At 69.5% G+C, this 22,500-nt stretch carries 23 protein-coding genes; 16 read left to right on the plus strand and 7 right to left on the minus strand.

The window, feature by feature from the left end:
- Window positions 1-70: 70 nt before the first annotated feature.
- Window positions 71-808 (minus strand): DUF3750 domain-containing protein, encoded by a 738-nt coding sequence (locus AX750_RS01900; protein ID WP_066724267.1) that lies wholly within the window; start codon window positions 806-808, stop codon window positions 71-73.
- 129 nt (window positions 809-937) lie between these two features.
- Between AX750_RS01900 and AX750_RS01905 the strand changes: the two genes are divergently transcribed.
- From AX750_RS01905 to AX750_RS01925, 5 genes are all read left to right on the plus strand, one after another.
- Window positions 938-2,050 carry a polyamine ABC transporter substrate-binding protein gene (locus tag AX750_RS01905; RefSeq protein WP_280939885.1) on the plus strand — a complete coding sequence of 371 codons (1,113 nt, stop codon included), beginning with the start codon at window positions 938-940 and terminating at the stop codon, window positions 2,048-2,050.
- 59 nt (window positions 2,051-2,109) lie between these two features.
- Window positions 2,110-3,264: an ABC transporter ATP-binding protein gene (locus tag AX750_RS01910; RefSeq protein WP_066724270.1), complete on the plus strand. Its 1,155-nt coding sequence runs from the start codon at window positions 2,110-2,112 to the stop codon at window positions 3,262-3,264.
- Window positions 3,261-4,175: an ABC transporter permease subunit gene (locus AX750_RS01915; protein WP_066724273.1), complete on the plus strand. Its 915-nt coding sequence runs from the start codon at window positions 3,261-3,263 to the stop codon at window positions 4,173-4,175. Before AX750_RS01910 ends, AX750_RS01915 begins: the two co-directional genes overlap by 4 nt.
- Window positions 4,172-4,960, plus strand: a complete 789-nt coding sequence (locus AX750_RS01920) for an ABC transporter permease subunit (protein ID WP_066724276.1) — start codon at window positions 4,172-4,174, stop codon at window positions 4,958-4,960. The genes AX750_RS01915 and AX750_RS01920 overlap by 4 nt, the downstream gene beginning before the upstream one ends.
- 139 nt (window positions 4,961-5,099) lie before the next feature.
- A complete protein-coding gene (locus AX750_RS01925; protein WP_066724280.1) occupies window positions 5,100-5,372 on the plus strand; it encodes a hypothetical protein in 273 nt (90 codons plus the stop codon).
- Between the two features lie 60 nt (window positions 5,373-5,432).
- Here the strand turns inward: AX750_RS01925 and scpA are convergent, their stop codons facing one another.
- The 4 genes from scpA to AX750_RS01945 form a co-directional block, all read right to left on the minus strand.
- Window positions 5,433-7,598 (minus strand): methylmalonyl-CoA mutase, encoded by a 2,166-nt coding sequence (scpA, locus tag AX750_RS01930; RefSeq protein ID WP_067253459.1) that lies wholly within the window; start codon window positions 7,596-7,598, stop codon window positions 5,433-5,435.
- Window positions 7,595-8,419: a bifunctional hydroxymethylpyrimidine kinase/phosphomethylpyrimidine kinase gene (gene thiD, locus AX750_RS01935; protein WP_066725867.1), complete on the minus strand. Its 825-nt coding sequence runs from the start codon at window positions 8,417-8,419 to the stop codon at window positions 7,595-7,597. Before thiD ends, scpA begins: the two co-directional genes overlap by 4 nt.
- A gap of 12 nt (window positions 8,420-8,431) precedes the next feature.
- A complete protein-coding gene (locus AX750_RS01940; RefSeq protein WP_082735295.1) occupies window positions 8,432-10,399 on the minus strand; it encodes a methylmalonyl-CoA mutase subunit beta in 1,968 nt (655 codons plus the stop codon).
- A gap of 178 nt (window positions 10,400-10,577) precedes the next feature.
- Window positions 10,578-10,964: a hypothetical protein gene (locus tag AX750_RS01945; protein WP_066725870.1), complete on the minus strand. Its 387-nt coding sequence runs from the start codon at window positions 10,962-10,964 to the stop codon at window positions 10,578-10,580.
- 156 nt (window positions 10,965-11,120) lie between these two features.
- Between AX750_RS01945 and AX750_RS01950 the strand changes: the two genes are divergently transcribed.
- From AX750_RS01950 to AX750_RS01995, 10 genes are all read left to right on the plus strand, one after another.
- Window positions 11,121-12,659, plus strand: a complete 1,539-nt coding sequence (locus tag AX750_RS01950; protein WP_066725873.1) for a helicase HerA-like domain-containing protein — start codon at window positions 11,121-11,123, stop codon at window positions 12,657-12,659.
- Window positions 12,660-12,871: 212 nt separating this feature from the next.
- Window positions 12,872-14,263 (plus strand): dipeptidase, encoded by a 1,392-nt coding sequence (locus tag AX750_RS01955; RefSeq protein ID WP_066725881.1) that lies wholly within the window; start codon window positions 12,872-12,874, stop codon window positions 14,261-14,263.
- 4 nt (window positions 14,264-14,267) lie between these two features.
- Window positions 14,268-14,849 (plus strand): TIGR00730 family Rossman fold protein, encoded by a 582-nt coding sequence (locus AX750_RS01960; protein ID WP_066725884.1) that lies wholly within the window; start codon window positions 14,268-14,270, stop codon window positions 14,847-14,849.
- Window positions 14,850-15,011: 162 nt separating this feature from the next.
- Window positions 15,012-15,407 (plus strand): hypothetical protein, encoded by a 396-nt coding sequence (locus AX750_RS26360; protein ID WP_066725887.1) that lies wholly within the window; start codon window positions 15,012-15,014, stop codon window positions 15,405-15,407.
- 52 nt (window positions 15,408-15,459) lie between these two features.
- On the plus strand, window positions 15,460-16,653 hold the full coding sequence (locus tag AX750_RS01970; RefSeq protein ID WP_066726022.1) for a terminase family protein: 1,194 nt from the start codon (window positions 15,460-15,462) through the stop codon (window positions 16,651-16,653).
- Between the two features lie 129 nt (window positions 16,654-16,782).
- Entirely contained in the window at window positions 16,783-17,958 is a 1,176-nt protein-coding gene (locus tag AX750_RS01975; RefSeq protein ID WP_082735311.1) for a phage portal protein, read from the plus strand.
- A gap of 4 nt (window positions 17,959-17,962) precedes the next feature.
- On the plus strand, window positions 17,963-18,163 hold the full coding sequence (locus AX750_RS01980; RefSeq protein ID WP_069054486.1) for a hypothetical protein: 201 nt from the start codon (window positions 17,963-17,965) through the stop codon (window positions 18,161-18,163).
- Window positions 18,160-18,342, plus strand: coding sequence for a hypothetical protein (locus AX750_RS01985; RefSeq protein ID WP_066725890.1), 183 nt, complete (start codon window positions 18,160-18,162; stop codon window positions 18,340-18,342). The genes AX750_RS01980 and AX750_RS01985 overlap by 4 nt, the downstream gene beginning before the upstream one ends.
- The gene (locus tag AX750_RS01990) at window positions 18,339-18,875 is read left to right on the plus strand and encodes an HK97 family phage prohead protease (protein WP_082735297.1); all 537 of its coding nucleotides are present in this window, start codon (window positions 18,339-18,341) and stop codon (window positions 18,873-18,875) included. The genes AX750_RS01985 and AX750_RS01990 overlap by 4 nt, the downstream gene beginning before the upstream one ends.
- Before the next feature lie 26 nt (window positions 18,876-18,901).
- Window positions 18,902-20,146, plus strand: coding sequence for a phage major capsid protein (locus tag AX750_RS01995; RefSeq protein ID WP_066726032.1), 1,245 nt, complete (start codon window positions 18,902-18,904; stop codon window positions 20,144-20,146).
- A gap of 33 nt (window positions 20,147-20,179) precedes the next feature.
- Here the strand turns inward: AX750_RS01995 and AX750_RS02000 are convergent, their stop codons facing one another.
- Both AX750_RS02000 and AX750_RS02005 read right to left on the minus strand, forming a co-directional pair.
- Window positions 20,180-21,019, minus strand: a complete 840-nt coding sequence (locus tag AX750_RS02000) for a trypsin-like serine protease (RefSeq protein ID WP_066726034.1) — start codon at window positions 21,017-21,019, stop codon at window positions 20,180-20,182.
- 66 nt (window positions 21,020-21,085) lie between these two features.
- Window positions 21,086-21,856, minus strand: a complete 771-nt coding sequence (locus AX750_RS02005; protein WP_066725892.1) for a trypsin-like serine protease — start codon at window positions 21,854-21,856, stop codon at window positions 21,086-21,088.
- 71 nt (window positions 21,857-21,927) lie between these two features.
- Here AX750_RS02005 and AX750_RS02010 point away from each other — a divergent pair, with 71 nt between their 5' ends.
- Window positions 21,928-22,497, plus strand: coding sequence for a hypothetical protein (locus AX750_RS02010; RefSeq protein WP_066725894.1), 570 nt, complete (start codon window positions 21,928-21,930; stop codon window positions 22,495-22,497).
- Window positions 22,498-22,500: the final 3 nt, after the last annotated feature.

Raw genomic sequence — 22,500 nt, forward strand, 5'->3', positions numbered from 1 at the left:
CTCTCGCACGCTTGTTCTGCATGAGATTCTCGGGTCTGCGCTTCGCTCCGCCCGAGAACGACGTAGCGTCCTAAATCCCGACGCGCCCCCAGCCCGGCAGCTTCAGCGCCGGGCTGCGCAGATCGAGGCCGGCGACCAGCCCCAGCAGGTTGATCTCGACGCCCTCGACCCAGCCGATGGTGAAGCCGGCGAGCCCGTAGAGCGAGGCCTGGATGCCGGTGCGGCTCGGCGTCAGCCCGGCGAACAGGCCGTCCTCGCGGAAATCCTTGCCGATCGCCGTCGGCGGCAGTGCCTGCGCGAGCTCCGGCACCTCGGCCAGGACATGCTGGACGAAGCTGTTGGAGTTGGGTCCGGGCCAGGCCTGGTAGCTGCCAGGCGTGACATAGGCGTAGCTCTTCACCGCTGCTCGGATCCGCGGGATCAGCGCTTCCGCCGCCGCGCCACGGATTTCGGCCACCGGCTCCGGCAGGTTGCCATACCAGCGCCCGTCGGCCTCGCGGTGGTTGACGCGCACCGGCGTGCCCCAGCCGACGACGTCGAAGCGTGTATAGGCGCTGGCGCCGGCTTCCTTCACCACCACCCAGGAATGATGCGCGAAGACGCCGCGCCAGCGACCGACGCGGGCGGCGAAGACATGCACGGTGGCTTCGGGGACGGTCGAGGCGGCGGGCAGGAGCTTCGCGCTCGACCAGTCGGCCCGGCGCCAGTCATCGGCCGTTCCCTGCATGGACCACCAGGCCGCATGGGTGGCGAGCGGGACGATGAAGAACAGCAGGAAAAGTAGGGGCAGGAGGCGGGCAGCACGCATAGGCGCAATATGTGGCAGGCCTGTTGCATCGCAAGATCGATCGACGCAGTGCGGGATCACAACGGCTTGAGACGTGGCGCCAAGCTGTTAGCTTCTGCGCCGCCCGTCCGGAGAGGAATCGAACGCATCATGATGGCTGGCCGCTGGTTCAAGGGAATCGTCTCGGGTCTCGCGCTGGGCCTGTCGCTGGCCGTGGCGGGGCAGGCTGCTGCGCAGGGCAAGGAACTGCGCATCTACAACTGGTCCGACTATGTCGACCCCGAGGTTCTCGACGCCTTCAAGAAGGAGACCGGGATCACGGTCGTCTACGACACCTTCGACCAGATGGAGACGGTCGAAACCAAGCTGCTGGCGGGCAAGACCGGCTACGACCTGATCGTCGTCACCGCCTCCTTCCTGCCGCGCCACATCCCGCTCGGCCTCTATGCGCCGATCGACTCCGCCAAGGTGCCCAATCTCAAGAACGCCTGGCCCGAGATCCAGGGACGGCTGGCCAAATACGACCCCGGCAACAAGCACGCCGTGAACTACATGTGGGGCACCACCGGGATCGGCTACAACGGCGCCAAGATCAGGGAGCGGCTCGGCCCTGACGCGGTGATCGACAGCTGGAAGATCCTGTTCGATCCCGACCAGCTCAAGAAGCTCTCGAACTGCGGCGTGCATGTGCTGGACGCGGTCGAGGAGATGTTTCCCGCCGCTTTGCGCTATCTCGGCCTGAACCCCGACTCCAAGGCCGAGGCGGATCTGAACAAGGCCGGCGAACTGTTGCGGAAGATCCGTCCGCACATCCAGAAGTTCCACTCGTCCGAGTACATCAACGCGCTCGCGAACGGGGATATCTGCCTCGCGGTCGGCTATTCCGGCGACATCCTGCAGGCGAAGAAGCGCGCGGAGGAGGCCAAGAACAAGGTCGAGATCGCCTATTCCATCCCGAAGGAAGGCGCGCTGATGTGGTTCGATTCCTTCGTGATCCCGAAGGATGCAGCCAATCCGGAAGCCGCGCTCGCCTTCATCGACTTCGTCAACCGCCCCGCCATGGCGGCGAAGAACTCTGACTTCATTCAGTACGCCAACGGCAACATCGCCTCGAAACCGCTGCTCTCGGCGGCGGTGCGCGACAATCCCGGCATCTACCCACCGGACGCCGTGATGGCGCGGCTCTACACGATCACCCCTTACGACCAGAAGGCGCAGCGGCTGGTGAACCGCCTTTGGACCCGGGTGAAGACCGGCAAGTGAGCGACGGCCAAAGTGAGCGTCGGCAGGTGACCACCCAGAGGGAGCGAGGGACGGGCGCGATGCGCAAGGCATCGCCCGGCAGCGTGCGCCGCGCCTTCCAGCCCTGGAACGACCCTGCCGCGCAGCCGCTGGTCGAGTTCCGCGCGGTGACGAAGCGCTTCGGCGGCGTCACCGCCGTCGCCGATGTCTCGCTCTCGCTCTACCCGCGCGAGTTCTTCGCCCTGCTCGGCCCGTCCGGCTGCGGCAAGACCACGCTGATGCGGATGCTGGCGGGCTTCGAGACGCCCGACGAAGGGCAGATCCTGCTCGACGGCGTCGACATCACCGCCGTCCCGCCGCATCTGCGGCCGGTCAATATGATGTTCCAGTCCTATGCGCTGTTCCCGCATCTCAGCGTCGCCGACAACATCGGCTATGGCCTGAAGCGCGAGGGGCTGCCGCGGGCCGAGATCGACCGGCGCATGGCTGAGATGCTGGCGCTGGTCAAGCTGGACGGGCTGGGCAAGCGCCGCCCGGACCAGTTGTCCGGCGGACAGCGCCAGCGTGTCGCGCTCGCCCGCGCGCTCGCCAAGCGTCCGAAGCTCCTGCTGCTCGACGAGCCGATGGCGGCGCTCGACCGCAAGCTGCGCGAGGCCACCCAGTTCGAGCTGATGGACATCCAGAGCGAACTCGGCACCACCTTCATGGTCGTCACCCACGACCAGGACGAGGCCATGACCATGGCCGACCGCATGGCGGTGATGGACCATGGCCGGCTCGTCCAGATCGCCCCGCCGGACGTGATCTACGAGGCCCCCGTGAGCCGCCACGTCGCGGAGTTCGTCGGCGACATCAACATCCTCGAGGGCCGCGTCGAATCCGTCGAGGGCGATCTCGTCAGCGTGATGACGCCGCTGGCGGGCATCGTCGAACTCGATGAGGAGGCGCCGGCCCTGTCCCCCGGCGCGCCGGTCCTCGTCGGGCTGCGGCCTGAGAAGATCGCGCTGAGCCATGACGAGCCGGCCCAGGGCACCAACAAGGTCCGCGGCGAGATCTGGGACATCGGCTATCTCGGCGACATGACCATGGTTCAGGTCATGATTGGCGGCGACGACGGCCAACTCCTGAAGGTCTCGCTGACCAACCGCTCCCGCCGCATCGAGCGCCCCTTCGCCTGGGAGGATGCGGTCTGGCTGTCCTGGGACGTCGAGGCCGGGCTGGTGCTGAAGCCGTGAGCGGGCCGGTCTCGAAAGTGACGGCACAAGGCCGTCTCATCGTGGCCGTGCCCTATCTCTGGCTGGGGCTCTTCTTCCTCGCGCCATTCGTCATGGTACTGCGGATCGCGCTGTCGGATGCCGCCACCGCGCTGCCGCCCTATGCCCCGCATTTCGAGGGCTTCGCGGCCCTGCGCGACTTCCTGGCAGGGCTCGATCTCGAGAATTTCGGGCTGATCTCGGAGGATCCGCTCTACTGGCAGAGCTATCTCTTTTCGCTGCGCATCGCGGCGCTGACGACGCTGATCGCGCTCGCGATCGGCTATCCGCTGGCCTACGCGATGGCGAGCGCCCCTATGCGCTGGCGCGCCATCCTGCTGGTGCTGGTGATCCTGCCGTTCTGGACCTCCTTCCTGATCCGGGTCTATGCCTGGATCGGTATCCTGCGGCCCGAGGGGCTGCTCGACATGGCGCTGGCGGCGCTCGGCCTGAGCGATCAGCCGCTGCGACTGTTGAATACCGAGACCGCGGTCCTGATCGGCATGGTCTATTCCTATCTGCCCTTCATGGTGCTGCCGCTCTATGCGACGCTGGAGAAGCTCGATCGTAGCCTGCTGGAGTCCGCCGCCGATCTCGGCGCGACGCCGCTCAGGGCCTTCCTGACGGTGACGCTGCCGCTCTCGCTGCCCGGCATCCTGGCGGGCTCGGCACTCGTGTTCATCCCCGCCATCGGCGAATTCGTCATTCCGGACCTGCTCGGCGGGCCGGACACGACGATGATCGGCAAGGTGTTGTGGACCGAGTTTTTCTCCAACCGCGACTGGCCGCTGGCCTCGGCGGTGGCGGTCGTGCTGCTGGTGGTGCTCGTCCTGCCGCTGGCGCTGCTGCAGCGCGCGCGGCTGTCGCGGGCAGGCGAGGGGGGCGCGGCATGACGCGGCTCGGCCCCGGCCTCATCCTCGCCCTCGTCGCGGGCTTCGCCTTCCTCTACCTGCCGATCCTGGCGCTGATCGCCTATTCCTTCAACGCCTCGCGGCTCGTCACCGTCTGGGGCGGCTTCTCGACGCATTGGTACGGCGCTCTGCTCTCCAACGAGGCGCTTTTGTCGGCGGCCTGGCTCAGCCTGCGCCTCGCCTTCGTCTCGGCCACGCTCGCCACCGCGCTGGGCACGCTGGCCGCGCTGGCGCTGGCGCGGCAGGGCCGTTTCCGCGGGCGCCTGCTGTTCTCCGGCATGGCGCTGGCGCCTCTGGTGATGCCGGAGGTGATCACCGGCCTGTCGCTGCTGCTGCTCTTCGTGGCGGCGGATGTGGAGCGCGGCTTCTGGACGGTGACGATCGCCCACGCGACCTTCGGCCTCGGCTTCGCCTGCATCGTCGTGCAGGCCCGTCTCGTCGGCTTCGACCGCTCGCTGGAGGAGGCGGCGCGCGATCTCGGCGCTACGCCGCTGGTGACCTTCTGGACGGTGACCCTGCCGCTGATCGCGCCGGCGGTGGCGGCGGCCTGGCTGCTCGCCTTCACCCTGTCGCTCGACGACCTCGTGATCGCGAGCTTCACCACCGGGCCGGGCGCCACCACGCTGCCGATGCGGCTCTATTCGGCGGTTCGGCTCGGCGTCTCGCCCGAGATCAACGCCGCCTGCACCATCCTGATCGGCTTCGTCGCCACGGTGGTGATCGCGGCCTCGCTGCTGCTGAAGCGCCGGCAGGCTCTGGCGGGCTGACGCTCGCGACGGGGCGTCCCCGGAGACGGCTCCCGCTAAACGGCGTGTGAATGGCGGCCTCAAACGCCGTTCAGACGCGATCCGCCATGGTCCTGGTCAAGGCGAGGGGATGGCCCGAGCCGGCAACAGGACAAGGATCATGGCCCGCAGATTCGTCGTTACCGCGCTGGCCGGGCTCGCTCTCGGCGCCGCCGTGTTCACTGCGGGCAGCGTCGTGGCGCCCGCCACCGCCGAGGCTTTCGGAGGGCGCTACGAGGAGGACTGGGGGGCGCCCCGGCACGGCTGGCGGCCGCCCCCGCCGCCCGTCTTCCACGGCTACTGGGGCCGCCGCCGCTGGCACCACCCCGACGGCTACGGCTTCCGCCCGCCGCCGCCCCGCTACGGCTACGGTTATGGTCACGGCTGGCGCTAGTGTCGCGCGGCGACATCCGTGATCATGGGACAGGCGCGGCCCGCCGGCCGCGCCTGTCTACTATTCGGCGGCCGTGCGCTGGACATAGCCCAGCCGGCCGTTGAGGTCCTCGAGCAGCTTTTCGGCGGCATCGGCGATGACCGTGCCGGGCGGGAAGATCGCGGAGGCGCCGGCCTCGAGCAGCGCCTCGAAATCCTGCGGCGGGATGACGCCGCCGACCACGATCATGATGTCGGGCCGCCCGGCCTTGGTGAGCGCCGCCTTGAGCTCGGGCACCAGCGTCAGATGGCCGGCCGCCAGCGACGAGACGCCGATGATGTGGACGTCATTCTCGACGCCCTGCCGGGCTGCCTCGTCGGGCGTGGCGAAGAGGGGGCCGATATCGACGTCGAAGCCGAGATCGGCGAAGGCCGAGGCGATCACCTTCTGGCCGCGGTCATGCCCGTCCTGTCCCATCTTGGCGACGAGGATGCGCGGGCGGCGGCCATCGGCCTCCTCGAACGCCTGCGTCATCATCTGCACGCGCGTGACCGCAGGGTTCATCGTGCCGACCTCCCGCTTGTAGACGCCGGCGATCGACTTGATCTCGGCCCGGTGGCGCCCGAAGACCTGCTCCATCGCCAGCGAAATCTCGCCGACGGTGGCCTTGGCGCGAGCCGCCTTCACCGCGAGGTCGAGCAGATTGGCCTCGCCCTTCGCCCCCTCGGTCAGGGCGGCGAGCGCGGCCTGAACCTCACTTTCGTTGCGCTCGGCCTTGAGGCGCTTCAGCTTTTCGAGCTGCTGCGCGCGCACCGAGGCGTTATCGACCTTGAGCACGTCGATCGCGGCCTCGTTCTCCGGTTTGAAGCAGTTCACGCCAATGATCGCCTGCAGCCCGCCATCGATGCGCGCCTGCGTCTTGGCGGCAGCCTCCTCGATGCGCAGCTTGGGGATGCCGGCCTCGATCGCCTTGGCCATGCCGCCGAGCGCTTCGACTTCCCTGATATGGCCCCAAGCCTTCGTCGCCAGCTCCGCCATCAGCCGCTCGACATAATAGGACCCGCCCCAGGGATCGATGATCCGGGTCGTGCCGCTCTCCTGCTGCAGCAGGATCTGCGTGTTGCGCGCGATGCGGGCTGAGAAGTCGGTGGGCAGCGCCAGCGCCTCGTCGAGCGCGTTGGTGTGAAGCGACTGGGTATGGCCCTGGGTCGCCGCCATCGCCTCGATCATCGTGCGCGGCACGTTGTTGAAGACGTCCTGCGCCGTCAGCGACCATCCCGAGGTCTGGCAATGGGTGCGCAGCGGCAGCGACTTCTCGCTCTGCGCGCCGAAATCCTTGACGAGCTTCGCCCAGATCAGCCGGCCGGCGCGCAGCTTGGCGACCTCCATGAAGAAATTCATGCCGATCGCCCAGAAGAAGGACAGGCGCGGCGCGAAGGCATCCACTCCCAGCCCCGCGCGCTGGCCGGCACGGATGTATTCGACGCCGTCGGCGAGCGTATAGGCCAGCTCGAGGTCCTGCGTCGCCCCGGCCTCCTGCATGTGGTAGCCGGAGATCGAGATCGAGTTGAATTTCGGCATGTTGGCCGAGGTGTAGGCGAAGATGTCGCCGATGATCCGCATCGAGGGCGCCGGCGGGTAGATATAGGTGTTGCGGACCATGAACTCCTTGAGGATGTCGTTCTGGATGGTCCCCGAGAGCTTGGCCGCCGGCACGCCCTGTTCTTCCGCCGCGACGATGTAGAGCGCGAGCACCGGCAGCACCGCCCCGTTCATCGTCATCGACACGCTCATCTGGTCGAGCGGGATGCCGGAGAACAGCGTGCGCATGTCGTAGATCGAGTCGATCGCGACGCCTGCCATGCCGACATCGCCCGCGACGCGCGGGTGGTCTGAATCGTAGCCGCGATGCGTCGCCAGATCGAAGGCGACCGAGAGGCCTTTCTGGCCGGCGGCGAGATTGCGCCTGTAGAAGGCGTTGGAATCCTCGGCCGTGGAGAAGCCGGCATATTGCCGGATCGTCCAGGGCTGGTTGACATACATCGTCGGGTAGGGCCCGCGCAGATAGGGCGCGATGCCCGGCAGCGTGTCGACGAAGGGCAGGCCCTCGCGATCCTGAGCCGTGTAGACCGGCTTGACCGGGATGCCCTCGGGCGTCAGCCAGGGCTCGCCGGTTGGGAGCGCGGGAGAGGCGGGGCTGGTGCCGTCGGCATAGGCCAGCGTCGTGAAATCCGGGATGGCTGTCATGGCTGTCTCCCGTCCTGACGATCCCACCAGTGGTGGAAATGATGCACCGGCCCGTGGCCGTGGCCAACCGGAACCTCGTCGGCCGCCGCGATCGCCGCCGAGATGTAGGTCTTGGCGTGGCCCACGGCTTCCGGCAGCGGGAGCCCTTTTGCCAGCCCCGACGCGATGGCGGATGACAGGGTGCAGCCCGTGCCATGGGTGTTGCGCGTGGTGATGCGCGGCGCCGCGAAGCGCTGGCGGCTACCGCCCGCGAGCAGGAGCAGGTCGCTGCTGCTGTCGCCGCCGCCGTGGCCGCCCTTGATCAGGACATTGGCGGCGCCGAGCGCCGCGAGCGCATCCGCCTGCCGCTCGACCGCGTCCTCGGTTTCCGCCTCGCCGGTGCCGAGCAGGGCGGCCGCCTCCGGCAGATTCGGCGTGATCAGCGTCGCCAGCGGGAAGAGATGGCGATGGATCGCGGCGACGGCCTCGTTTTCCAGCAGGCGCGCGCCCGAGGCCGCGACCATCACAGGGTCGAGCACGATGTTGCGCGCTTCGTGGCGCTTCAGCCCCGCAGCCACGGTCTCGATCAGCTCGGCCGTCGCCAGCATGCCGATCTTGACCGCCGCGACGTCGAGATCCTCGAAAACGGCGTCGATCTGCTGCGCGACGAAGTCCGCCGGCACTGCGTGGATGGCGGTGACGCCCTTGGTGTTCTGCGCCGTCAGCGCGACGAGGACGCTGGCGCCATAGACCTGATGCGCCGCGAAGGTCTTGAGATCGGCCTGGACGCCGGCGCCGCCGCTCGAATCCGAGCCGGCGATGGTCAGGGCGATGGCGGTCATGATCCGGTCTCCTCAGGCGGCATCGTGGGCGCGCCGCAGCGCGTCGAGCACGTCGCAGCCGGCATAGATGAACGAACGCACCCCCGCTTCGTTCAGTGCAGCCTCCAGTTCGCCCGGCCGGCCCGCCAGCCAGACGGTCGCGCCGGCCGCCGTCAACGCCTGCGCGGCAGCGATGCCCTCAGCCCCATAGTCGGCGTCCGACCCGCAGAGGCAGGCGAGACGCGCGCCCGAGGCCGTGAAGGCGGCCGCGAGCGCGGCGAGACCGGTGCCGCCCTTCTTTGCAAAGCCGTCGCCGACCGGGGCGGCGAGACCGCCCGCCTCGAACAGGTTGCGCGCAAAGCCGGCGCGTGCCGTGAAATCGGCGACCGGTCCGAGCGTCGCGAGGAAGACGACCGGCCGCTCCGCAGCCGCATCGGCCCGGTCGCGCAGCGCCTCGAAGGGTTCGGCCAGCCGCAGCGACGGCAGGGCAGGCGCCCGCAAGCCGTCCTGCGGCGCGATGAGGCCCTCTTCGCGTTCGGCGCCTGCGGCGAGCCGAGCGATCAGTACCTCCGGGTCGGGCACAGTTCCGGTCCGGCCCGTCGATGTGCCGGCGGTGACCGGTGCGACATCCAGCACGGTGACCGCGGCCTCCTTCAGGTTCGGGAACTCGCTCGTTCCGGTGATCGGCTCGCGCCGCGTCGCGACCGCCTTCGCGCGCGCCTCGCGCTGGCGTCCGAGCGCAGTCTGGACCGTCCCGGCGGTCAGCGCCGAGAGGATGCCCGGCAGGCCGTCCTTCGCCTCCCGTTCGATCGCCTGCATCTGAGCCCAGCCCTGCTCGCACAGCGCCTGCGTCAGAGTCTCGAAGCTGCCGGCGCCCGCGGTGGGGTCCGCGACGCGCCAGAGATTGGCCTCTTCCAGCAGCACGAGCTGGGTGTTTCGGGCGAGGCGGCGGGCGAAGCCGTCGGCGAGGCCGAGCGCCGCGGTGAAGGGCTGAACCGTCACGCCATCCGCCCCGCCGATGCCTGCGGAGAAGGTCGCGATGGTGCCGCGCAACAGATTGACCCAGGGGTCACGCTTCGTCAGCGAACGCCACGCCGTCTCGGCATGCAGGACCATCGGCACGGGCGTCAGCCCGCAGGCGCTCTGGATGCGGGCCCAGAGCAGGCGGGCCGCCCGCAGCTTGGCGATGGTCAGGAACTCGTCGGTGTCGGCGACCAGCGTAAACGAGATCGCGTCGCGCGCCTCCTGCAGCGAAAAACCCTCGGCTTCCAGCGCGCGCAGATAGGCGATGGCCGTCGCCAGGCCATAGCCAAGCTCCTGCGCCTCGCTCGCCCCGGCCTCATGCCAGGGCCGGGTGTCGACCGTCACGAAGGGGCCCTTGAAGCCGCGCGATTTCAGCGCCCGAACGGTCGCGGCGAGCCGGCGCCCGACCTCGGACCAGGAGGCCGCGAGCCCGCCGGTGCCGGCGAAGACGCCGATCGGGTCCATGCCGAAATCGATCGACAGCGCCTCGGGCGAAAGCCCGCGCGTCTCGATCAGCGCGGCCAGCAGCAGCGCGTTGATGCGACCCTCCGGGGCTGGATCGAGCCGCAACTGGATCAGATCGAGCATCGCGCCGTCGAGAGCGACGTCGAGAGCGGCGACATCCTGCGCAATGAGCCCGTATCCGCGTGCGGCGCGGGCTCCGGCAAAGGCGATCGTGAGGGCGTTGGCACCGCCCTCGAGGTCCGCCAGGGCCAGCTTCTGGGCCTCGGCCGGATCAGGATGATCGAGCCGGGTCGTGACCTGCCAGCGGCCGGCCTCAGCGCGCAAAGGCCGGGCCGACGGCGAGGCCGCCGCATAAAGCGGCTCGATCCGGATGCCGTCGGCCGTTTTGCTGACCAACCGCTTTTCGAAATCGCCGCCCTTCAGGACCTTGTCGACCGCCGTGCGCCAGGCCTCCTGCGTCGGAGCGGGAAACGCGCTCATGAAGGACAGGTCGGGGTCCGGGGCCGAAGTCATGCGAAGCTGTCCTCGTCATCAGCCGTCGCGCGCGGCTGCGCGGCGGTGATTGCCATGCAGGACGCCGCGCCGCCATTCCTACTTCGTCGCAACGCGGCTGCGCAAACCCGCGCCGGGGAGGGCACAAACGACAACGCCGCCTCGCGGCGGCGTTGCAACGGTCAAAGTGTGGCGCGGCTCAGACGAACTGGCCGAGACCCGGGATCGCGCCGACGATGGCGCCCATCGCATCCTCGCCCGCCTTTTCGCGGCCGACGGCGAACATTTCCTTCGAGACCGACTGGATCTGCCCCATCGAGAGGCCGGCGCCCATGAGCTGGCCGCCGAGCGCCATCACGCCGCCGCTGCCGCCCATCATGCCGCCGACCATGCCCATCAGGCCGCCCTTGGCGCCGCCCTCGGCCGCCGCGAGCTCCGCTGCGCCAGGCAGTGCCGCCATCAGCTCGCCGATCTCGGCCGGCGGACCTTCCTTCTGAAGGAAAGCGAGGATGATGCCGACCGCCTTGCGGGCGAGCTCTTCGTTGAGGCCCGAGGCCGCAATCACGCGGGAAATCAGTTCTTCCATTGTTTCGGTCCTGTGGGTTGCGGCGCGGACGGCCAGATGGTTCACATATCAACTATTCGCGAAGCCCGATAGTCCCGGCGCGCGGCGGGCTTCCGCCGCGCGCCACCATTCGCTACATCCTTGCCCTGACCCATCGACAGCACAACAGGAAGCCCCATGGCGGATGACGGCGCGATTCTGATCGGCAAGAGCTGGAAGCCGGAAACCCTCCTGCTCAAGCTCGCCAACCGCCACGGACTCGTCACCGGCGCGACCGGCACCGGCAAGACGGTGACGCTGCAGGTGCTGGCCGAGGGCTTCGCCCGCGAGGGCGTTCCCGTCTTCGCAGCCGACATCAAGGGCGACCTCTCAGGTATCGCCGCACCCGGCGATTCCAAGCCGCCCTTTGTCAAGCGCGCCGAGGAGATCGGCGTGAAATACGAGGCGGACCAGTTCACCACCGTGTTCTGGGACGTCTTCGGCGAGCAGGGCCATCCCGTCCGCGCCACAATCTCCGAGATGGGGCCGCTGCTGCTCGCCCGCCTGCTCGATCTCAACGAGACGCAGGAGGGCGTGCTCAACATCGCCTTCCGCATCGCCGACGAGCAAAAACTGCTGCTGCTCGACCTCAAGGATCTGCGCGCCATCCTCGGCTTCATCGCCGAGAACGCCAAGGAGCTGACGACCAAATACGGCAACGTCACCTCGCAGACGGTCGGCACGATCCAGCGCGCGCTGCTGGTCTTGGAAAACCAGAAGGGCGACCTGTTCTTCGGCGAGCCGGCGCTCGAGATTTCCGACTTAATGCGGACGGACCGCTATGGCCGCGGCATCGTCAACATCATGGCCGCCGACAAGCTGATGGCCAATCCGCGGCTCTATGCGACCTTCCTGCTCTGGCTGCTGTCGGAGCTGTTCGAGCAGCTGCCCGAGGTCGGCGATCTCGACAAGCCCAAGCTCGTCTTCTTCTTCGACGAGGCGCATCTGCTCTTCAACGGCGCGCCCAAGGCCCTGCTGACGGCGGTCGAGCAGGTCGTGCGGCTGATCCGCTCGAAGGGCGTCGGCGTCTATTTCGTCACGCAGAACCCGCTCGACATCCCCGAGACCGTGCTGGCCCAGCTCGGAAACCGCGTCCAGCACGCGCTGCGCGCCTTCACCCCGCGCGACCAGAAGGCGGTCAAGGCGGCCGCCGAAACCTTCCGACAGAACCCCAAGATCAACACCGCCGAGGCGATCATGCATCTGGCGGTCGGCGAGGCGCTGATCTCGACGCTCGAGGGCAAGGGCTCGCCGACGGTCGTCGAGCGCGCGCTGATCGCCCCGCCGATGGCGCAGGTCGGGCCCTGCTCGGCGCAGATCCGCCAGCAGGCGCTGACCGAATCCGGCTTCAAGGGCAAATACGACACCATGATCGACCGCGAGTCGGCCTATGAGGAGCTGGCCGCCCGCAAGAACCTCGCCGAGGCCGGCCCCGTCGAAGCCTCGACGGCGGGTGGTGGCGGCATTCTCGACACGATCGGCGGCTGGCTTGGTGGCGGCGCGCCGCAGCAGCGCCCCAAGACCGGCCCCGGCAGCCGCGGCGGCGCCCTGCCGCAGAGCATGGCGGAAAAAGTGCTGACCTCCGCCGCCCGCTCGGCCGCGACCACAATCGGCCGCCAGGTCGGCACCGCGATCCTGCGTGGTGTGCTGGGGAGCATGATGGGCGGGAAGCGCTGAGCGTATCGCCCTGCGTCATGCTCGGACTTGACCCGAGCATCTCGTAAACCAGCCATCTGGTCATGAGATTCTCGGGTCAAGCCCGAGAATGACGTGCGCCTTCGCATCGATGCCATGTCAGGACGAGGCTGACGCCGGCCCTGCGCCTTGCCATGATGGCGTCACCTGAATCGGCTCAGCCGCCCGGCACGAGCCCAGCCCTGCCGAGTGCCATGACCCAGCTTCCCGCGATCCTCGCCCGCCTCGATGCCGATCTCGACGCCTCGCTGGCGCGGCTGTCCTCCTGGCTCGAAATCCCCTCGATCTCGACCGATTCGGCTTATGCCGCCGACAGCCGCCGCGCGGCGGAGTGGCTGGCGAAGGATCTGGAAGCGCTCGGCTTCACCGCCGGCCTGCGCGAGACGCCCGGCCATCCGATCGTGCTCGCCCACCGGCCTAAGCCCGGCGCGCCGCATGTGCTGTTCTACGGCCATTACGACGTCCAGCCGGTCGATCCGCTGGAGCTCTGGGAGACCAAGCCCTTCGAGCCGGTGATCAAGGAGATCGAGCCCGGCCGCAAGGTCATCGTCGCGCGCGGCGCCTGCGACGACAAGGGCCAGGTCATGACCTTCGTCGAGGCGCTGCGGGCGACGCTCGCCGAGACGGGCGACTTGCCGATCGGTGTCACCGTCATGGTCGAGGGCGAGGAGGAATCGGGCTCGGTCAACCTGCCGGCCTTCGTCCGCGACAACGCCGCCGAGTTGAAGGCCGATTTTGCGCTCGTCTGCGACACAGGCATGTGGGACCGGCAGACCCCGGCCATCACCGCCTCGCTGCGCGGGCTGGTCTATCAGGAGGTGACGATCACCTGCGCCGACCGCGACCTGCATTCCGGCCTGTTCGGCGGTGCGGCGGCCAACCCCGTCCATGTGCTCGCGAAGATCGTTGCAGCCCTGCATGACGAGGACGGGCGCATCACGCTGCCGGGCTTCTATGACGGCGTCGAGGAGCCGACCAACCAGCAGAAGGCCGACTGGGCCGATCTCAATCTCACCGAGGACGAGTTCCTCGGCCAGATCGGGCTGAAGCACTCGATCGGCGAGAAGGGGCGCATGCTGATCGAGCAGATCCAGTCCCGCCCGACCTGCGACGTCAACGGGCTCTGGGGCGGCTATACCGGGGAGGGCACCAAAACCGTGATCGCCGGCAAGGCCTCGGCCAAGGTCTCCTTCCGCCTCGTCGGCAAGCAGGACCCGGCCAAGATCGCCGCCGCCTTCCAGGCCTTCGTGCGCGAGCGGCTGCCGGCCGACGTCACGGCGGAGTTCGTCGCCCATGGCGCCTCGCCGGCGATCGCCGTGCCGGTCGAGTCGCTGGCGCTGCGCCAGGCGCAAAACGCGCTGACCGAGGAATGGGGACGCAAGGCGGTGACCATCGGCTCGGGCGGGTCGATCCCCGTCGTCGGCGATTTCAAGCGCCTGCTCGGCATCGACACGCTGCTCGTCGGCTTCGGGCTCGATGACGACCGCGTGCATTCGCCCAACGAGAAATACGACCTTTCCTCCTTCCACAAGGGCCAGCGCTCCTGGGCCCGCATCCTGCAGGCGCTTGCCGCAAAGGGGGCCTGAGCCGATGAAATCCGTCTGCGTGTTCTGCGGGTCCAACCCCGGCAATGATCCTGTCTATGCCGAAGGCGCGCGCGCCATGGGCGCCGAGATTGCGAGGCGCGGCATGGTGCTGGTCTATGGCGGCGGCGCGGTCGGGCTGATGGGCATCGTCGCCGATGCCGCGCTCGCGGCCGGCGGCGAGGTCCATGACGTCATCCCCCGCGCGCTGCGCGAGAAGGAGGTCGGCCATCACCACCTGACCCGCCTCGAGATCGTCGAAACCATGCATATCCGCAAGGCCCGCATGGCCGAACTCTCGGAGGGCTTCATCGCTATGCCCGGCGGCATCGGCACCTTCGAGGAGCTGTTCGAGATCTGGACCTGGTCCCAGCTCGGCATCCACGACAAGCCGCTCGCCTTCCTGAATGTCGCCGGCTTCTACGATCCCTTGGCGACCTTCCTCGACAACACGGTGGAGGCCGGCTTCCTCAAGCAGACCCACCGCGCCATGACGATCACCGACACGGAGCCCGCGACGCTGCTCGACCGCATGGAGCAGTATGTGCCGGCGGTGACGTATAAATGGGTGGAGAAGGAGGAGGTGTGAGCGCCTCCATATCATCGCCCCACGGTTGTAGGAAATTAGTCCTTGACAGCGTCACGCTGATCCGCTAGACATCAGGAACGCTCACGAAGTGTGACTGACGCCCAAGCCGCCGCGCCCATCCGCCGGCGGCTTTCGCATGTCCGGCCCTGCGAGGTTTTACCCATGTCCGATCCCGAGGAAGACGCGCCGGCTTTGCCGGTCGCGAAGGGCAAGCGTCTGTCCGTGGCCCGCAAGGCCGTGGTGACGCGGCTCTGGCGCGCGGCGCAGCGCCAGCTCGACGCGCATGAGGCGCGGCTCGACGAACTGCCGAAGGGCGCAGCCGCCAGCGAATCCGAGGCGAAGGCGCTCGCGGTGCTGGCCCGCACGGTGCGCGAACTGGTGGCGCTCGACGCGGCGTCGCCCGGCCGGGAGGACAGATCCAACGATGAACTCTCGCCCGCCGCCGGACTGCGCCACGTCGCCGAGCTCCGAAAGGAGCTTGCACGACGTCTTGAAGTCCTTGCCGCCGGAGAGACGAATCCCGCTGTTGCGGCAACTCCTGTCGACGGCGACGCCTGACGAATACGAGGTTCTGATCGTCGAATGGACGATCTGGGCGCGGCCGGACCAGATGCCGCCGCCACCCCCGCTCCGGGGTGTCTGGCTGGTGCTTGGCGGGCGGGGCGCGGGCAAGACCCGCACCGGCGCCGAATGGGTCAAGGGCATGGCGCTGGGGCAGGAGCCTTATGCGCCGGCTGCGACAGAACGGATCGCGCTGGTCGGCGAGACGCAAGGCCAGGTCCGCGACGTGATGATCGAGGGCGTCTCCGGACTGCTTGCGATCCACACCCGCTGGGAGCGGCCGAGCTGGTATCCCTCGCGGCGGCGGCTCGAATGGCCCAATGGCGCGATCGCCCAGGTGTTCTCGGCGGAAGATCCGGAAGGGCTGCGCGGCCCGCAATTCGGCGCCGCCTGGTCCGACGAACTGGCGAAATGGCCGAACCTTCAGGAGACCTGGGACATGCTGCAATTCGGCTTACGCCTCGGCGACCGGCCGCGCCAGATCGTCACCACGACGCCGCGCCCCGTGCCGCTGATCAAGCGGCTGCTGGCGGATCCCGAAGTGGCCGTCAGCCGCGCCGCGACGAGCGCCAACCGCTTCAACCTCGCGGCCGATTTCATCCGCAGCGTGACGCTCAGCTATGGCGGCACGCGGCTCGGCCGGCAGGAACTCGACGGCGAACTGGTCGAGGAAAGCGCGGATGCGCTCTGGACGCGGGCGATGATCGAGGAGTGCCGGGAGCGGGAGGCGCCGGCTCTGGCGCGGATCGTGGTCGCGGTCGATCCGCCGGCCTCGTCCTCGGCCCGCGCCGATTCCTGCGGGCTGGTGGTCGCCGGCCTCGACGGAGACGGCCTCGGCCATGTGCTGGAGGATGGGACGGTGGCGGGTGCCCGCCCGCATGAATGGGCGGCCAAGGCGGTCGCGCTCTACCGGCGCTTCGAGGCCGATGCGCTCGTCGTCGAGGTCAACCAGGGCGGCGAGATGGCGACCGCGGTCATCCGCGAGGTCGATGCCGGCGTGCCGGTCAGCGCGGTCAGGGCGACGCGCGGCAAATATCTGCGGGCCGAGCCTGTGGCGGCGCTCTATGCGCAGGGGCGGGTGCGCCATGCCGGCGCCTTTCCCGCGCTCGAAGACGAGATGTGCGATTTCGGCCCCGGCGGCCTCAGCTCCGGCCGCTCGCCCGACCGGCTCGACGCGCTCGTCTGGGCGCTGACCCATCTGATGCTCGGCCCCAAGGGCCGGCCGCGGGTGAGGGGGATTTAGGCCCGTCATTCTCGGGCGGCGCGCCGTCATTGCGAGCACAGCGAAGCAATCCAGGGGCCGTCGAGCGCTGCCGTTCTGGATTGCTTCGCTGTGCTCGCAATGACGGACCACTTCAACAGCGAGACCTCCATGCTCCATCTCCTTCGCCACCTGCGCGGCTTCGCCGCGCCGGAACGCAAGCGCTCGCGAGTCGGGCCGCTGATCGCGCTGCACGAGGCCGGTCGTCCGGTCTGGACGCCGCGCGACTATGCGGCGCTCGCCCGCGAGGGCTATGAGCGCAACCCGGTCGTGCATCGCTGCGTCCGGCTGATCGCCGAGGCGGCGGCGCAGACGCCGCTGATCGCCAAGATCGGTGATCGGGAAAGGCCCGAGCATCCGGCGCTCGCGCTGATCGACCGGCCCAATCCGCGCCAGGGCGGCATCGCCTTTCGCGAGATGCTGTTCGGGCATCTGCTGGTCGCCGGCAACGCCTATGTCGAGGCCGCCGGCACGGGGGCCGAGCCGCGCGAACTCTATGCGCTGCGGCCTGACCGGATGAAGGTCGTGCCCGGCCGCGATGGCTGGCCGGAAGCCTATGACTACACGGTCGGCGGCGACACCATCCGCTTCCGGCAGGACGAGGGCGTCGTTCCGCCGATCCTGCATCTCACCCTGTTCCATCCGGTCGACGACCATTACGGCCTCTCGCCGATCGAGGCCGCCGCCTGCTCGCTCGACATCCACAACGCCGCCAGCGCCTGGCACAAGGGCCTGCTCGACAATGCGGCCCGGCCCTCCGGTGCGCTGGTCTATGATGGGCCCGACGGGGCGAGCCTGACCGACGCGCAGTTCGAGCGGCTGAAAGCCGAGCTTGAAGACAGCTTCCAGGGCGCCCGCAATGCCGGCCGGCCCCTGCTGCTCGAAGGCGGGCTCGACTGGAAGCCGCTCTCGCTGACGCCGGCCGAACTCGATTTCGTCGCGGCCAAGGGCGTCGCGGCGCGGGAGATCGCGCTCGCCTTCGGCGTGCCGCCGCTGCTGCTCGGCCTGCCCGGCGACAACACCCATGCCAATTTCGCCGAGGCCAACCGCGCCTTCTGGCGTCAGACCGCGATCCCGCTGGTGCGGCGCACCGCGCAGTCGCTGGCGCAATGGCTCGGGCCGGCCTTCGGCGGCGATCTCTCGCTCGAGCCCGATCTCGACGCGATCGAGGCCTTGGCCGAGGAGCGGGAATCGCTCTGGCGCCGGCTCGGCGCGGCGACCTTCCTCAGCGAGGACGAGAAGCGCGAGGCGGTCGGCTACGGCCGGGCGCCGGAGGGGGAGGGGTGAGCCCGTGAACTTGCTCGACCAGATCGTCACCGCCTTCGTCGGGCGCGCCGATGTCGGCCATCTCGGCCTCCTGCTCTGGGCTGCGACGGCCTCGGCCGCAGCCTGGTTCGTGATGCGCGAGCTCTCCGCCGCCAACCGCCGCTTCGACGACTTCGTGCGCGAACTCAACCGCTTCAACGCCCGTCACGAGGGGGACCAGCCATGACGCGTTCCGCAGACCATAAGCCCGCCCCGCCGAAAGCCTCCGGCCCGGGCCGCAGCCCGCCGCGGCAGCCGGCGCGCGGGCCGGCCAACACCGAGGCCTTCGGCCGCTTCCTGCGCCATCTGGCGCGGCTGGAAGGCGGTGCGGGTCGCGTCGGCAAGGCCGGGGAGCGGGCGCGATGAGGGCGCGCGCTCCTGCCGGCCCCTGCGACCGCGAGTGCAAGTTCCTGCCGCTGCCGCCGGCGCGCATCGGCCTCGACGGGCTGTTCGAGGGCTATGCCAGCCTCTTCGGCATCGCCGATCTCGGCAAGGACATCGTCGAGCGCGGCGCCTTTCGCGAGAGCCTGGCGCGGCGGGGGCCTGCGGGCGTCAAGCTGCTCTGGCAGCATGATCCGGCCGAGCCGATCGGCCGCTGGATCGCGCTCACCGAGGATTCGCGCGGGCTCTTCGTCAGGGGCCAGCTCTCGCTGGCGGTCGCCCGTGCCCGGGAGATCCACGCCCTGATGCGCGAAGGCGCGGTGGATGGGCTCTCGATCGGCTTCCGTTCGGAGCGCGCCCGCACCGAGCCGCGCAGCGGCCTGCGCCGGCTGGAGCGGATCGACCTCTGGGAGATCTCGATCGTCACCTTCCCGATGCTGCCGCAGGCCCGGATCTCCGCCGTCAAGGCGCTGCGCCCCGCGCAGCGGTCCTCTCACGCCGCCTTCGCTCACGCCTGAAACTGCTTTTCCCCGAAGGAGAGACCATGACCACTGTCAACCACGCTCCCGAGAGCAAGGCCGCCGGCGCCGATCTGTCGCTGGCCTTCGACGATCTGCGCTACACGCTGGAGAGCTACCGCGTCAGCAATGACGAGCGCCTCGCGCAGATCGAAAGCCGCCACGGCGTCGATCCGCTGACCGAGGAGAAGATGGCGCGCATCGACGCCGCCCTCGACGAGACGATGCGCCGCATCGACCGGATGACGCTGGACCGCAGCCGCCCGGCGCTCGGGCGCGACGAGCCGCGCGATCCGCTGGTCGGCGAGCACAAGGCCGCCTTCGCGGCCTATGTCCGCAGCGGCGAGGCGAGCGGCCTCAAGCGGCTCGAGGCCAAGGCGCTCTCGGCCGGCTCGGGGCCGGACGGCGGCTATCTCGCCCCCTCCAGCGTCGAGAGCGAGATTCTGCGGCGGCTTTCGACCGCCTCGCCGATCCGCGCCCTGGCGACGGTGCGGACGATCTCGTCCGGCACCTACAAGAAGGCGTTCTCGACTACCGGGCCGGCTTCCGGTTGGGTCGGCGAGAGCGCGGCGCGCCCGCAGACCGGCTCGCCCACCCTGGCGGAGCTCTCCTTCCCGGCGATGGAACTCTACGCCATGCCGGCGGCGACGCAGACCCTGCTCGACGACGCCATCGTCAACATCGACCAGTGGATCGCCGAAGAGGTCGAGAGCGCCTTCGCCGAGCAGGAGGGGGCGGCCTTCGTCAGCGGCGACGGCATCGACAAGCCCAAGGGCTTCCTCGCCTATCCCATGGTCGCGGAAGCGAGCTGGAACTGGGGCAGCATCGGCGTCCTCAACACCGGCGTCGCCGGCGCCTTCGCCACGGCCAACCCGTCCGACATCCTGGTCGATCTCGTCTATGCGCTGAAGGCCGGCTACCGCCAGAACGCGTCCTTCGTGATGAACCGCAAGACGCAGGCGCAGGTCCGCAAGTTCAAGGACTCGACGGGCCAGTATCTCTGGCAGCCGCCGGCCTCGATCGGCGCGCCCGCGACGCTGATGGGCTTCCCGCTCGTCGAGGCGGAGACCATGCCCGACATCGCCAACAATGCGCTCGCGCTGGCCTTCGGTGACTTCCGCCGGGGCTATCTCGTCGTCGATCGCGCCGGCGTGCGCATCCTGCGCGATCCCTATTCCGCCAAGCCCTATGTGCTGTTCTACACGACCAAACGGGTCGGTGGCGGCGTGCAGGACTTCGCGGCGATCAAGGGGCTGCGGTTCGCCGCCTGAGCCCGTACCGCTGGCTGGGGGCGGGCTCCGCCCTCAGCGCATCGGCCACCAACTGTAGCCGGACGGCGCAGGCTGCTCGGCCAGACGCTGGTTGGTCCCGAGCGTGAGCAGCCTAGCCGCGGACTCCGTGATCCAGGCCCGGTGCTCGCTGATCGGCGTGATCGCGGTGAAGCCGCCGCAGATGCGTCGCTCGCGCGTATTCAGCGGACCGCTCGACCAGCTGACGATGCCCACGAGATCGCGCGAGCGGATCTCGCCGCGCAGGACCGGCCCGCCGGAATCCCCGCGGCAGGCGCCGGCACCGGGCGTCTCGCCCCTGGCCTCGGGGTCGACGGCCACTTTGACGGTGTTCTGCGTCGTGTAGTTGCCGGCGTTGACCAGCCGCGTCTCGCGCAGGCGTCGCGCCGTCTTCTTGTTGGTTTCGACCGAGAGGCCGAAGCCCGCCATGGTCACGACCTCGCCCTGCCACAGGCCGCCGCCGAGCGTGACGGGCTGGATATCGGACGGGAGGGGGGCAGACAGGCGCAGCATCGCGAGATCGGCGCCCGGCTGGGTGCGTGGCGTCGTGCCCGGCACGAAGCTGGGATGGGGCATCACAGCCAGAACGGCATGGCGGCGCGGGCGGAAATTGGGATCGAGGCTCACCACGCTGACCGAACCGCCGCCCATCAGGCAATGCGCCGCCGTCAGCACCAGCTCGGGCGCGATCGCCGCGCCGGAGCAGAGTTCGCCGCGGCTGGTTTCGATCCGCAGGGTCGAGGCCCGCGCGCCCCGCACATCCTGCGAGGCGATGCCACCGATGACTGCGAGCGCGGGCGTGCTGCCCGCGAGCAGCGCGGTGGCGAGAGCAAAGGTGAGGCGGCGCGTTGTCATGAGGCGGACCGGATGGACGAACATCCTTCAATCTAGGGACTGGCGAGCGCCAGTCCAGCTTTTCCCTCAGCGGGACGGTCTCCAGATCGCCCTGTCAGACCAGCGCGCCAGCGTCCCGTCGATCCAGCCGCGTTGCGGCGCCACGAGGACGCCTTGGCTGAGGAGACCGCAACTGCGGCCCGACGGGCCGGTCGACCAGCTCGTGACGGCGACCACGCCGTCGCCCGAGACCATGGGCCCGCCCGAGTCTCCCTGGCAGGCGCCCGGCCCGCTGCGCTTGCCCGCGCCGGCGGCGTCCGCGGCCCAGAGCAGGATGCGGCCCGGCCCATAGGGCTCGACCACGGCGAGCGTCGCGGAGCGATAGATGCCGGTGCTGCGCGCCTCGCCCTCGCGCGACACGCCGTAACCGGCGAGGTCGATGGCGTTGCCGGCGCGGGGCGGGGCGCCGTCCAGCAGCGTTGCCGCCGCGAATCGGCCGGGCAGCGGCTGCGCCAGACGCAGCAGAGCGAGATCGATCGAGCGCTGGCGCGCCGCGACGGCGTCCGACCGGAATTCCGGATGTAGAACGACGGCGGCCGGCGCCAGCAGGACGGGCTCGCCGCCGCCCTCCTTCCAGTGGATCCGCAGTTCGGTCCCCCCCGCAGCGCAATGGGCGGCCGTCAGCACGCTGCGCGGCGACAGGACGATGCCGGTGCAGACGCCACCCCGGGCATTGAGAACCATCAGGGTCGAGCTCGCCAACGGCCCCCCTTCGCGGCCGCCGACGACGGCCGCCGCCGGCGCGGCCGCCAGAGTGCCGGCGAGCATGCCGAGCCCGATCAGAAATCCGACGCGCATCGCGCTCCTCCAGCTAGGAAGGGCTCGATAGCGCGTCGCCCCTTGCAATTGAACCCCGCATCGGAGCGACCATGACGCCGATTGCCCTGACCCCGCCGGCCCAGGAGCCGGTCTCGCTGGCGGAAGCCCGCGCCTTCCTGCGGCTCGACCAGACGGAGGAGGACGATCTCGTCGCGACCCTGATCACGGCCGCCAGATTGATGGTCGAGGCCACCTCGGGACGCCTCCTGGTCGACCAGAGCTGGCGGATCGTGCTCGATCGCTGGCCGGACAGCGGCGAGATCCGTCTGCCGCTCTCGCCCGTCGGCACGCTCACCGCCGCCCGCGTCTATGACGCCCTGGGTGCGCCGCAGCCGGTCGTCGCCAGTGCCCTGCAACTCGACCGGGCCTCAGACCCGCCGGTGCTGCACGTCGTGGGAGAGGTGCCCGAGATCGGCCGGCTGCGCGGCGCGATCGAGATCGATGTCGTCGCCGGCTTCGGGCCCAATGCCCAGTCCGTGCCCGCGCTGCTGCGCCAGGCGGTGCTGCGGCTGGCGGCGCGCTGGTTCGAGCACCGCGGCGACGTCGTCGGCCGCGATGCCGAGGCTCTGCCGACCGAAATCATGGCGCTGATCGCGCCCTTCCGCCGCGCGAGGCTCTGAGCC

The sequence above is a fragment of the Methylobacterium sp. CCH7-A2 genome, assembly GCF_001557075.1.
Lineage (GTDB): Bacteria > Pseudomonadota > Alphaproteobacteria > Rhizobiales > Beijerinckiaceae > Allobosea > Allobosea massiliensis.